10 protein-coding genes are annotated in these 12,118 nt (G+C 54.1%); all 10 read left to right on the top strand.

Translation table 11 applies throughout. From position 1 onward, the window contains the following. Positions 1–25 precede the first annotated feature (25 nt). The 10 genes from PKO01S_RS18575 (at position 26) to PKO01S_RS18530 (ending at position 12,090) form a co-directional block, all read left to right on the top strand. Positions 26–931: a carbohydrate ABC transporter permease gene (locus tag PKO01S_RS18575; protein ID WP_127532941.1), complete on the top strand. Its 906-nt coding sequence runs from the start codon at positions 26–28 to the stop codon at positions 929–931. Beyond that, a complete protein-coding gene (locus PKO01S_RS18570; protein WP_127532940.1) occupies positions 928–1,803 on the top strand; it encodes a carbohydrate ABC transporter permease in 876 nt (291 codons plus the stop codon). Before PKO01S_RS18575 ends, PKO01S_RS18570 begins: the two co-directional genes overlap by 4 nt. A 205-nt stretch (positions 1,804–2,008) precedes the next feature. Continuing rightward, positions 2,009–4,450: a glycoside hydrolase family 31 protein gene (locus PKO01S_RS18565; RefSeq protein WP_127532939.1), complete on the top strand. Its 2,442-nt coding sequence runs from the start codon at positions 2,009–2,011 to the stop codon at positions 4,448–4,450. 369 nt (positions 4,451–4,819) lie between these two features. Beyond that, positions 4,820–5,614, top strand: coding sequence for a class I SAM-dependent methyltransferase (locus tag PKO01S_RS18560; RefSeq protein ID WP_127532938.1), 795 nt, complete (start codon positions 4,820–4,822; stop codon positions 5,612–5,614). Between the two features lie 116 nt (positions 5,615–5,730). Then, complete coding sequence (locus tag PKO01S_RS18555; protein WP_127532937.1) at positions 5,731–7,074, top strand: MATE family efflux transporter; 1,344 nt, start codon at positions 5,731–5,733, stop codon at positions 7,072–7,074. Between the two features lie 420 nt (positions 7,075–7,494). Beyond that, positions 7,495–8,952, top strand: a complete 1,458-nt coding sequence (locus tag PKO01S_RS18550) for a circularly permuted type 2 ATP-grasp protein (RefSeq protein ID WP_127532936.1) — start codon at positions 7,495–7,497, stop codon at positions 8,950–8,952. A 48-nt stretch (positions 8,953–9,000) separates the two neighbouring features. Further along, positions 9,001–9,984, top strand: coding sequence for an alpha-E domain-containing protein (locus PKO01S_RS18545; RefSeq protein ID WP_127532935.1), 984 nt, complete (start codon positions 9,001–9,003; stop codon positions 9,982–9,984). After that, positions 9,981–10,922, top strand: coding sequence for a transglutaminase family protein (locus PKO01S_RS18540; protein ID WP_127532934.1), 942 nt, complete (start codon positions 9,981–9,983; stop codon positions 10,920–10,922). The genes PKO01S_RS18545 and PKO01S_RS18540 overlap by 4 nt, the downstream gene beginning before the upstream one ends. Before the next feature lie 90 nt (positions 10,923–11,012). After that, positions 11,013–11,381 carry a YmaF family protein gene (locus PKO01S_RS18535; RefSeq protein WP_127532933.1) on the top strand — a complete coding sequence of 123 codons (369 nt, stop codon included), beginning with the start codon at positions 11,013–11,015 and terminating at the stop codon, positions 11,379–11,381. A 277-nt stretch (positions 11,382–11,658) separates the two neighbouring features. Beyond that, on the top strand, positions 11,659–12,090 hold the full coding sequence (locus PKO01S_RS18530; RefSeq protein ID WP_127532932.1) for a hypothetical protein: 432 nt from the start codon (positions 11,659–11,661) through the stop codon (positions 12,088–12,090). Positions 12,091–12,118: the final 28 nt, after the last annotated feature.

The raw sequence follows: 12,118 nt of genomic DNA, 5'->3' as shown, positions 1-12,118 counted from the left end.
TCCCTTATGAAGGAGGGATGGCTCAATGAGTCAAGAGGCAGTCGCGCGGTCTGCGGCGATCGCGGCGAAGAAGAAGTTCAACTGGCAGCTGTGGGGATTGCTGTTCGTGCTGCCGGAGATCATTATTTTTCTCATGTTCTTATGGATTCCCATCGTGAAAGGCGTTGTGTACAGCTTCTACAACGTCGATTTTGTTAACGGCAACTCGTTCGTCGGCTTGCAAAATTACCGGGACGTCGTATCGTCCGAGGACTTCTGGATGGCGATCCGAAACACGCTCTACTACATGTTCCTGTGCGTCATCATCGGATTCTGGGTGCCGGCTGTCGTCGCTATCGCCGTGTCCGAGCTGAAACGGTTCCAAGGCCTCGCCCGCGTCGCAGGCTACTTGCCTAGCGTTATCCCGGCGATCGTGCTGTATGGCATGTGGGTCTGGTTCTACGATCCGATCGGCCCGATCAATACGATGCTGACATCGCTTGGCCTCGAGCAGATCGACTTTTTCAGCAAGGGAATGTCCATGGTGTCGATCGTCATTATGGAGACGTGGCAAAATTTCGGCGGCGCTGTGCTCATCTACATTGCGGCGATCGTCGGTATTCCGAAGGATCTGTATGAGGCAGCCGAGATCGACGGGGCGAGTGTCTGGCAGCGCATCCGCAGCATTACGCTCCCGAGCATGAAGCCGCTGCTTATTCTTATGTTCCTGCTTCAGATCATCAACACGTCGCAAAGCTTCCAAGCGCAAATGGCGATGACCGGCGGCGGTCCCGACAACGCGACGCTGACGTACTTGCTGCTGATGTACCGGGAAGCATTTACTTACTTGCACTTCGGCAAAGCAACCGCGATGGGCAGCATGCTGTTCGGCGTCATGGTTGTCCTGTCGTTCTTGTATCTTAAATTGCAACGAAGGAGCGAAACCGCATGAAGCCGTCCGAACGAGGCATTTTGTCCGAATATGATTTCAAGCGCACAGGTGTAAAAGTCGGCTACGGCCTCATGTGCCTGCTCATTGCTCTAATTGTCGTATCCATGCTGTATCCGTTCGTCAATACGTTCTTGAACTCGCTGAAGACGACGGAAGAATTTTTCGCTTTCCCGGCGCCGTTCTTCCCGAGCAAGTGGTTGTGGCACAACTATAGCGAGGCGTTGACGCTGATCCCGATCTGGACCTTTCTGAAAAATACGCTCATGATCTTCGCCGGCACGGTCGTATTCGCGCTGCTGTTCATCGGCATGGCGGCATTCGCGCTGTCCCATCTGCGGGTGCCGTTCAAGAAGTGGGTGACGCTGTTCTTCCTGTCCACGCTCATGATCCCGTCGGCGACGTATCTCATTCCGAACTATTTGAATCTGCAGGAGCTAGGCTTGTTGAACAGCTATTGGGCGTTCTGGCTGCCGGCCGGCGCCAACGCGTTCTACTTAATGCTCATGAAGACGTTCTTCGACGGTATTCATAAGGAGCTGTTCGAAGCGGCGCGCATCGACGGTGCGAACGAGTTCCAATGCTTTGTCCGTCTGGCGATGCCGCTGTCGACGCCGATTGTGATGACGCTGCTTATTTTCTACTTCTCGGCGACTTGGAACGATTTCTACTGGCCTTCGCTCGTCATGCTGGACAAGAGCATGTATCCGCTGGCGACGGGCATTTACAAGTATGTGGTCTATCCGAACTCGACCATTCAATGGAACGTGAAGTTCGCGCTGCTGGCGCTGTCGATGCTGCCGCCGCTCGTGTTCTTCCTCGTGTTCCAAAAATATATTACGCGCGGGCTTAACGTGTCCGGCGTCAAAGGCTGATTGCAGAAGCGAAACTGCGTAAGAACGGACACGATCTTGCGTAACAACGCACATCGTCAGCCGCTGAGCTTTTCCTATAATGGAAGTAGAGGAACGGGTCAATACCCATGCGGTATTGGCCCGTCTCTGATTGGCTGGCACAATCCATCCATGCGCATGCGACTTTCGCAAGGAGCGGCGCAACTAAACATAAAGGAGAGCAACCATGCTGAACAGTGAAACGATTCATCCGGATAACCATATCGAGAAGCGGGCGGAAGGAGACCGTCCGCTAGGAACAGTGAGCAACGTAATAGAGAGGGAGAACGGCGCCATTCGTCTGCAGTATGCTCAGGGCACGCTCGATATCGCCTTCTTCGGCACTGATTTCGTGCAAGTGACGCTGCAAGGCGCAGGCGACATCGATGCGGCGGCAGGAACGAATGAGGTCGAGCTCCCTCCGCAGCAAGCGGCGACCTGGGAGACGGATGGCAGGCTGCTTACGATTCGCGGCGGCAAGCAGACTGTTCAAATGGATCTGCACACGTCGTCTATCGCATTCTCGGCTGCAGATGGCAGCGTATATGCCAACCAGACGGGATTGGCTTGGAACGATAAGTGGAAAGCTTGCGCTTACTTCTCCCGCTCCTCGTCGTCCCGGTTCTATGGTCTTGGCGAGAAAGCTGGATTCCTGAACAAAGCCGGCGAGCGGTACGAGATGTGGAATACGGACGTCTATTCGCCGCACGTGCAGGATATCGATGCGCTGTATCAGTCGATTCCGTTCGTCGTGCACGATAACGGGGAGTCGTGCAGCGGCATTTTCCTCGATAATCCGGGCCGTACGTTCGTCGATATGCGTTCGTTCACGGACTTGTTCAGCCTCGGCTGCGCGACCGGCGCACTTCGTTACTACGTCATTACAGGTCCTGACATGAAATCCGTCGTCAGCCGCTACACGGAATTGACGGGACGGATGGCAATGCCGCCGAAATGGTCGCTTGGCTACCATCAATCCCGCTACAGCTACATGGACCAAGAGGAAGTGCTGACGCTCGCGCGCACCTTCCGCGAGAAGGGCATTCCTTGCGACGCTTTCTATCTTGATATTCACTATATGGAAAGCTATCGCGTCTTTACGTTCGACCCGGTCCGTTTCCCGGATCCGAAAGGGATGATCGCCGAGCTGAAGGAGATGGGCATTCGCATCGTGCCGATCGTTGATCCGGGCGTTAAGAAGACGGCGGCGGATGAGACATACCGGGAAGGGATCCGCAGCAATTATTTCTGCAAGTTCTTGGAAGGCGATCTGTTCTCGGGCAAAGTATGGCCTGGCGAGAGCGTGTTCCCGGACTTCTCCAATCCGGAAGCGGCCCAGTGGTGGGGCGATCTCCATTCGTTCTATACCGAGATGGGCATCTCCGGCATCTGGAACGACATGAATGAGCCGTCGGTGTTCGACAGCGAGAACAAGACGATGGACATCGAAGTGATGCATCATAACAACGGCGTGCCGAGAACGCACGGCGAGCTCCACAATCTGTACGGACTCTGGATGTCCAAGGCGACCTATCTTGGACTGGAGCGGCTGCTGGAAGGCGAGCGTCCTTTCGTCTTGACGCGCGCAGGCTATGCCGGAATTCAAAAGTATGCAACCGTATGGACAGGCGACAACCGCAGCTATTGGGAGCATCTGGCGCAGTCGATTCCGATGATTATGAACTTAGGACTGTCGGGTGTAGCTTTCACGGGCGCGGATGTCGGCGGCTTCGCCAGCCACAGCGGAGGCGAGCTTCTGGCACGCTGGACGCAAGCGGGCTCGCTGCTGCCATACTTCCGCAACCACAGTGAGCTGGGCTCGATTCGTCAGGAGCCATGGGCGTTCGGTGAGGCGGTTGAGGATATTTGCCGGACCTATATCAGCCTGCGCTATCGGTTGATGCCGACGATCTACAGCCTGTTCCGCGAGGCTCATGAGACGGGCATTCCGCTCGTTCGTCCGCTCGTGCTGGAGTATCCGAACGATCCGAACGTATCGAATCTGAACGACCAGTTCATGCTCGGAACGGATATTCTCGCCGCGCCGGTTACGAAGCCTGGCGTTCTGTGCCGGTCGGTTTATTTGCCGGAGGGCGAATGGTTCGATTATTGGACGGGCGAGCGTCTTGAAGGCGGCCGCTATGTCTTGGCGGATGCGCCGCTTGAGACGATGCCGCTCTACGTACGCGCCGGATCGGTTATTGTGCAGCAGGCAGAAGCGGTGCAACATACGTCGGCTCCGGCAGCCGTTTCGCGGCATCTTGAATTGTTCGTGCCGGCATCCGGCTGCAGCAGCATGCAGCGCCATTACGAGGATGACGGCTTGACGGACGAATACCGGATCGGCAAGTTCAATCAGTTGGAGCTGGCGCTGCAGGATGAAGGCGACACGGTTATGCTGTCGACGCAAGTGCTGCACCAAGGCTTCGGCAGCGAGGGGCCGCTCAGCGTCACGATCCGCGGCTTGCGCAGCGGCATGACGCAGGTTCGCGCTTGGTCGGCTGACGGCGAGCGGATCGCATTGTCCGGCAGCATTGAAGCAGCGACGGCAGCAGGCTACGGTATCGTCTCGGCTAAGTTTGAGCAATGGCCGGCACGCATCGAATGGACGGCTGGCAGTACGAAATAGTTTAAGCGCGATAGCGGCGCCATGGGGAAAATAGCCCGGCGCCTGGGGCGATCTGTACGTAACCTTGTACGGATCGGTTCAGGCGCCGGGCTTTTGGTTTGAAGCCAGTCTGAATACAAGGTGATGAAGTATACCGTAAAAGAATGCAGCACGTTACACCCTAGCCAACCGCAGCAACCGGTTCCGGGTATGAATGTAAGCGTCTTTGAAATGTTTCCGCTTCGCAGCGGGAGTCGAGGTCTTTTTGTTAGATTGATAGGTTGTAGCTATAAATGAAATAGGTTTTATATATTTTATTAATTACAAAGCTCGTGGTATAAATGGATTAATAACTTACACCTAATATTTGCAAGAGAGGGAGTGGCTGTAATGACCAACGTGAACGGGCAAACGGGAGAAGCGAAGCAGCAGCAAACGTGGAGGCCGGAGAGCTATGACTCGGATATGGCATTCGTCTCGGCGTATGGCGCACCGCTGGTCGATCTGCTGGACGTAAAACCGTATGAGACGGTAATCGATTGGGGCTGCGGGACAGGAGAGCTTGCTTCGGCGATTGCGGCAAGAGGGGCGGTCGTTACGGGCATCGACTTCTCGGCGGATATGATCGCGAGCGCGAAAGCCAAGTATCCTTCGATCGCATTCATGACGGCGGACGGCCAGAAGTACCGCGCAGAGCGTCCGGCGGATGCTGTATTCAGCAACGCGGCGCTTCATTGGATGAAAGATGCGGAAGGGGCGGCAGCGAGCATTGCGGCTTCGCTGAAACCAGGCGGAAGATTTGTTGCCGAGTTTGGCGGCAGCGGCAATGTCGAGGCAGTCGTCGAAGGGCTGCGCGAGTCGTTCGCGGCGCTGAACGTCAGCAAGCCTTTCGTTAACCCTTGGTATTTCCCGACGATTGGGGAATACAGCGCCGTTCTGGAGCAGGCAGGCTTCGAGGTGCGGACGGCAACTTTGTTCGACCGTCCTACTCCGCAGACGGGGGGAGAACAGGGCGTTCGGGGCTGGCTTGCGACGTTCGCGGACGGCATTCTGTCCGGTCTCAGCGGCGAAGAGGCGGAAGCGGTTGTCCGAATGACCGAGGAGCGTGTCCGGCCTTCGCTGTACCGGGACGGCCAATGGTTCATCGATTACAGACGGCTGCGCGTAACGGCGGTTCGGCAGTAATGCATCTAAGCGCCGATAACGTCAAGAATGGCAATATTAGCAGCAACAATGCATATTGACTTGCCCTAAGGCCTCCTGCACAATTAAGGACAACTTGTGCAGAAAAGAGGAGCATCATGATTCGCAACTGGAAACAAATTTTGATGTTGGCGATCCCGTCTCTCGTCGCTTTCGCGAGCCAGACGACGACCGCCACCATCAACCTCGTTATTGTCGGCAAGCTTGGTTTTCTGTTTATTGCAATCGTCGGCGTTGTTAACATCATTATGTATAATGCATTCGCCATCTTCTCCGGCATTGGCCATACGGTCAATTACTTAGTGGCCCAGAACGACGGCGCGGGCAATATGCGTAAAGGAATTGAGAGAACGTACTTCGCGTTCTACCTATGCGGCATATTCGCAGTACTGCTCGCCTTATTCGGCTGGCTGTTCGCAGATGATCTGCTGCGGCTGACCGGCGGCTCTGATGAGCTCGTCTCGACCGGCACACTGTATACGGAGCTTCGATTCTATGCGATGGCTTTCGGTATATTCAACTTTGCTTTTCATGGCTTTCTGCGCGGCATCGGCGCTACGAGAATGTCGATGATCGTCTCGATGATCGCGAACGGTCTAATGCTGGCCGGCACATATGCGCTGACTTACGGGCACTGGGGAATGCCGGAGCTCGGTCTGAAAGGCGCAGGTCTGGCCATCGTTGTCGGCGAGGTCGTTCAAACAGCCGTCTGCGGCTATGTATTCTTCTTAATCCTGCACCGGAAGTATGGCACACGCATCCTTCCGCGAATCGATTGGCGCGAAATGCGTCTGATCGTCTCGGAGAGCGGCAAGCTCGGCGTGCAAGAGTTCTCGCTGAGTCTGGCGATGTACCTGTTCACGGCCTTCGTGGCGCGGCTCGGTGATCAAGCGCTAGCTGCGAACGAAGTCGCGCTTAGCATTATGTCGTTCGGCTTCATGCCGGCATTCGCATTCGGCTCGACGGCTACGATACTGGTCGGCAGGTATGTCGGGCAGAGCGAGCCGAAGCTGGGCCGCAGGGCGGGGACCGACGTTGCCATACTTGGATCGTTGTTCCTGCTGTTGCTTGGCACGTGCGAGCTTATCTTCGCCGTACCTATCGCACACATCTATACGAGCGATCCGGATGTCTACAAATTAGCAGCCCATTTGATCAGCATATCCGCTTTCTTGCAAATATTCGACGGTTTGCTCAACGTCTATGCCGGCTGCATGCGCGGATTAGGCGAGACGACGTTCTTGCTTCGGATCTCGGTTATCTGTTCCTGGGCGCTGTTCGTACCGCTAGCGTACTTATTCATCTTCGTATTCGATATGGGAAGCATGGGCGCCTGGCTTGCGCTGTACTCCTACTTAACCGTATTCGGTCTGTCCGTCATGTACCGTTTCTATCGAACCAATTGGTCGACGATCCGGGTGAAAGAGGCAGCCGCTCATTAATCCATAAGCTAACTTGCCGCTGGGATGGCGAGCAGGGGAATTGCGTCAAAATTTTGCATTATTCGATAGGCATATTTCGTTAAGCTCGAGCATATACTCCAATAAGGCGTTCTCTGCCAAACAAAAGATTCGTTGGACGACCTCGGACACTAGGAATCGAGGATTATACGACGAATAGTTATGGATAGACGCGCGTGGATAATAGAAGACAGGGTCCCTCAAGGATCCTGTCTTCGTTGTTACCGCAGACCTACTACATTGTGTTAAGAAAGTTGACACGTGTGGCGTGAATATAGTAGGATTTAAATAAATCCATTAACAATTTGCGGCTAATATGTAACAATTCGTGACACAAACTTGCGTAACGGCGGTTGGCACGATTGGGCAGGTTGCTGCAGCACCTTGGAGGAGGCGGTTGACATGTCGACGGCCAGGCAGTCGCAGACCCATTATTACGATTCGCATTCGTTCTATGACGAAATGTTTGACTCGGACTATGCCGTTCGTCCGCACTATGAACCGGTTCACCGGCTGTTCTCCCGCATGAAGCCCGCAGAGCAGGCCGCAAGGCAGCAGGCTCTGAATCAGCGGATGCTGGAGGAAGGGATCACTTTTACCCTTTATGAGCCGAACCAGTCTGAGCCTCTTGAACGAACGATTCCTTTCGATTACATCCCCCGCGTCATTCCCAAGCATGAATGGGAAGCGATCGACCGGGGCCTCCGCCAGCGCATACAAGCGCTTAACGCATTCATCCACGACATCTATCATGAACAACACATTATAAAAGATGGCATTATTCCGCGCCGGATGATCGTCTCGAACCCTTATTTCCGTCCGGAGATGGTTGGAGTAGACGTACCTGGCGGCGTTTATATTACAGCTTCGGGCATCGATCTGATCCGGGACGAGAGAGGCCGATATTTGGTGCTGGAAGACAATTTGCGCTCGCCTTCCGGGTTCTCTTATCTGTATAAAGGCAGGACCATGATGAGCGAGCTGTTCCACGACTTATATTTGTCTTGCTCGGTGCAGGATATCGAGCGGAGCTTGAACATCTTTCTGGGTTCGCTCAAGTCGCTTGCTCCTTCGGGCAAGAAAGATCCGGTTATCGCGCTGCTCAGTCCTGGCGCGTATAATTCAGCCTACTTCGAGCATACATTTCTTGCACAACAGATGGGACTGCATCTCGTCGAAGGGCGGGATCTTGTCTATAAAGATCATAAAATATATATTCGCACTTTAAGCGGGTTATGTCAGGTCGATGTTATTTACCGCCGCATCGATGACGATTATCTTGATCCGCTGGCGTTCAATCCGAGCTCGCTGCTTGGCGTACCGGGCTTGATGAACGCTTATCGGGCAGGCAATGTCGCGATCGCGAACGCACCGGGAACCGGTGTAGCCGACGACAAGGCCGTCTATGCGTTCGTGCCGGATATGATCCGGTATTACTTAGGGGAAGAGCCGATTCTGAGCAATGTACCGACTTATATTTTGTCGCGCAAAGAGGATCGGGAGTATGTGCTGGCTCATCTGGATGAGCTGGTGGTGAAGGAAACGTCAATGTCCGGCGGTTACGGCATGCTGATCGGCCCGAAGGCAACAGCCAAGGAGATCGCATTCTTCGCTGACGCGATCCGCAAGACGCCGGAGAAGTATGTCGCGCAGACGACGATGCGGTTATCGAGGGCGCCGATCATGCTCGACGGCGCTATGGTGCCGCGTCATATCGACTTGCGTGCATTCGTGCTCAAAGGAACGGAATCTCATGTCATCCCAGGCGGGCTCACACGAGTTGCACTTAATGAAGGCTCGCTCGTCGTCAACTCGTCGCAGGGCGGCGGCGTTAAGGATACGTGGGTGCTGAATCGTTAGCTCAGAGATTGCGGATGGAGCACATGGTTAACGAATGGAGGGATTAACGTGTTGAATCGAAATGCCGAAGCGCTGTTCTGGATCGGCCGTTATATGGAACGCGCGGAGAACCATGCGAGGCTGATTGACGTCCACTATCATTTGCAACAGGATGAGCTTCGTGCCGGTGCAGGGGATGAGCCTGTCGAAACGATGTGCAAATGGGCGCGCATCGTTGATGCGCTGGGCAGCAGGCATGCATTCGAGCAGCAGTATGATTCGTACGAGGAGCGGGAAGTGCTCATGTACGTAACACTCGACCGTGATAACTCGAATTCACTCGTTTCATGCGTTAATCATGCCAGGAACAACTTAAGAACGCTGCGGGAGAAAGTACCGGGCGAGCTGTGGGATGCGATCAACGGCTTTTACTTATGGCTTCGCGAGAAGCAGCCGGACGATCTGACCCGCAATTCGCCGCACCAGTTTTTTGGACAGACGAAAGATTGGACCGCCTTGTTCCAAGGCTACTGCCAGTCGGTTATGCCGCGCGAGAACGAATGGCATTTTATCGAATGCGGCCGGTACTTGGAGCGGGCGGAGAACACGCTTCGGATTATGCAGGCAGTTGAGCATGCGGCGGAGGGCGAAGGTTGGAACAATGCCAATGCATATCCTTACTTGCATGCGGTGTTGAAGTCGGTGAGCGGCTACCAGTCGTTTCGCCGCAATTATTTGGACAGCGTCGCGGTAGAAGCGATTATTGAATTCGTCGTGCTTAATCCGACGTTTCCGCGTTCCGTCCATTTCGCCCTGCAGCAGCTCGTCGAGCATATGAGGGCGATCGATCTGCAGGATAAGACGCTCCGAGTCTCGCATGAGCGGATCGTCCGGCAGGTCGGCAAGGTGATCGCAGACATCGGCTGCTTGGAGACGGATGATCTCGTATTCGACCGGGACGGGCGGATAACGGCGCACTTGCTTAGCGCGTGCGAGTCGTTAGGGACGACGTTCGCCAAAACGTTTTTCCGGATGGGGGAGGCCAGCGCATGAAGCTGTATATCTCGCATATGACCCAATATAGCTACGCAGAACCGATTACCGACAGCATCAACGAAATTCGGTTGACACCAAGCACGAACGAACGGCAGTCTTGCTATAACCATTCCATCTCCATCGAGCCGAATGCACCGTTGTTCACATACGAGGATTGTTTCGGCAACCGGGTGCACGCCTTTTCCGTTAACCAACCGCATACGAAGCTAACCATTCGTACGAATATGACCCTTGTGACGACGGAATCGTACACGAACGAAGAAAGTCTGCTCAAGCAGCAGTTAAAGCCCGCGGAGGCATGGGCACGGCTGATGTCGGATGAATTGGTGGACCGTTTCATCGAGTTCCTGCTGCCGACCTCTTATACGGAAGTAACACCGGAAATCGTCTCCTTCATGGGACAGGTGCCAGTTGTCGGCACCGTTCACGATTCATCGGCTGCGGCTGAAGGGGGCGGAGGGGTAACCGTCGATGTTACGCCGGCTGTCGGCGTATACGATTGGCTGGCCGTGCTGAGCAAGCATATCCGCACGAGCTTCATCTATGATCCGAGCGCGACGAACGTGAAGACGAAGGCATCCGAGATGATTACGATGCGGCGCGGCGTATGTCAGGATTTTGCTCATCTGATGATTGCCGTATGCCGAGCGCGAGGCGTTCCTGCGCGTTATGTGAGCGGCTATCATTTCGTTGGCGATCTGCAAGGCGGCAGCGCGGACTTCGAGCAAGCGTCGCATGCTTGGGTCGAAGCCTATGTACCGAAGCTCGGCTGGTGCGGGTTCGATCCGACGAACGAATCGCCGATCGGCGAACGGTACGTAAAGCTGGCGCATGGACGTGACTACAAGGATATCGTGCCGGTGAAAGGCATCTATCAAGGGACGGGCGATCAGAGTTTGCAAGTAACAGTAGACGTGAGGAAAGTGGAAGAATAAAAATAAGAGCCCGCAATAGGCATACGAAAGCGCAACATGCTGCGCCTCCTAATACGATAAAGCAATTCTGCTTGTGGGAGGCATTACTTGATGCGTACATTAAAAGCCAGCAAAGCGGCGATTTCCAAGTGCAAACGGCGGGTACAAACGCATGTCCACGAATTTACGTCCAGCACGCGGCTGGCGGAGGAAGGCAACGACCGGCACAATCACCGTATCGCAGGCGTTACAGGGCAGGCAATTCCTTTTGGCAGCAGCCACATCCACGAAATCAAGTTTTCGAACACGGACTTTTTTGACCATTTTCATCAATTGAAAAAAGTATTCACCGGTCCTGCCATATCGGTCGGCAACGGCAAGCATGTCCACCTGGTTAAAGGCATGACGACGCTGGTAGACGGTCACGTTCACCCGTTCAAATTCGCGACGCTGATTCAAAGCCCTCTTACGAAGAAGTAAAAGAGCAGACTGCTGCATAGTATGCCAGTTCTTCTGGTGTGCGGTGCAGCTTTTTATTTTGCACGTTACTGGTATAAGGCTTGATGCGGGCGCCTCGTCGTACCAAAGTTTGCACGTTGTGCAGGCTTTTTTTCTGTCACAATGTTTCGACGATTTTATGACCAATAGATGATGGTATGCCCCATACTGAGAAATATCGATTAGACTGGAGTTCGACATGTAAAGTTGGCCGTAATCGGCAACGATAAGGAATAGCGGCATGGAAGGAGAACAAGATATGACAGCAATAGATCGGGGTAAAAGAAACAATCGGACAGCGGGCTTTATTTCCTTGGTGATGATCATCATGTTAGCGGTTATCGTATCGGCCTGTTCTTCGTCGAAACAGGATGGAAACGGCACTGCCAATGAGGCGGATGTAAAAGTCGATTTCTCGACGAACCCGGCTGTGGTACATACAGGTAAAAGCGTAACGCTGCAAAGCGTTGTGACGGGGCTCCCGACGCTGGAAGGCGCTCAATTCGCATTCGATATCCGTAAGTCGGATTGGAAGCGTCTGCCTGAGCTTATCAATGCGAAGCTAGATGACAAGACGGAGACATTCGTTGCAGACACGACATTTACGGAGCCTGGGCGTTATTATGTCTATTTGCATTTGTATCAAGGCGAACTGCACATTACAAAGAAAAAAGAAATTATGGTCGAGTAATAGCTGTATTGGAGAATGAATGGAGCAG

Source organism: Paenibacillus kobensis NBRC 15729 (assembly GCF_004000825.1).
Taxonomy (GTDB): domain Bacteria; phylum Bacillota; class Bacilli; order Paenibacillales; family Paenibacillaceae; genus Paenibacillus_T; species Paenibacillus_T kobensis.
The sequence above is the reverse complement of the archived record's forward strand: the minus strand, read 5'-3'. Positions and strand labels throughout refer to the sequence as shown.

What these genes read in the sequence shown, in the direction of transcription:
- PKO01S_RS18575 (WP_127532941.1), top strand. Translation starts at nt 26, where the DNA reads ATGAGTCAAGAGGCAGTCGCGCGGTCTGCGGCGATCGCGGCGAAGAAG.
- PKO01S_RS18535 (WP_127532933.1), top strand. Translation starts at nt 11,013, where the DNA reads ATGCGTACATTAAAAGCCAGCAAAGCGGCGATTTCCAAGTGCAAACGG.
- PKO01S_RS18550 (WP_127532936.1), top strand. Translation starts at nt 7,495, where the DNA reads ATGTCGACGGCCAGGCAGTCGCAGACCCATTATTACGATTCGCATTCG.
- PKO01S_RS18530 (WP_127532932.1), top strand. Translation starts at nt 11,659, where the DNA reads ATGACAGCAATAGATCGGGGTAAAAGAAACAATCGGACAGCGGGCTTT.
- PKO01S_RS18570 (WP_127532940.1), top strand. Translation starts at nt 928, where the DNA reads ATGAAGCCGTCCGAACGAGGCATTTTGTCCGAATATGATTTCAAGCGC.
- PKO01S_RS18555 (WP_127532937.1), top strand. Translation starts at nt 5,731, where the DNA reads ATGATTCGCAACTGGAAACAAATTTTGATGTTGGCGATCCCGTCTCTC.
- PKO01S_RS18565 (WP_127532939.1), top strand. Translation starts at nt 2,009, where the DNA reads ATGCTGAACAGTGAAACGATTCATCCGGATAACCATATCGAGAAGCGG.
- PKO01S_RS18560 (WP_127532938.1), top strand. Translation starts at nt 4,820, where the DNA reads ATGACCAACGTGAACGGGCAAACGGGAGAAGCGAAGCAGCAGCAAACG.
- PKO01S_RS18540 (WP_127532934.1), top strand. Translation starts at nt 9,981, where the DNA reads ATGAAGCTGTATATCTCGCATATGACCCAATATAGCTACGCAGAACCG.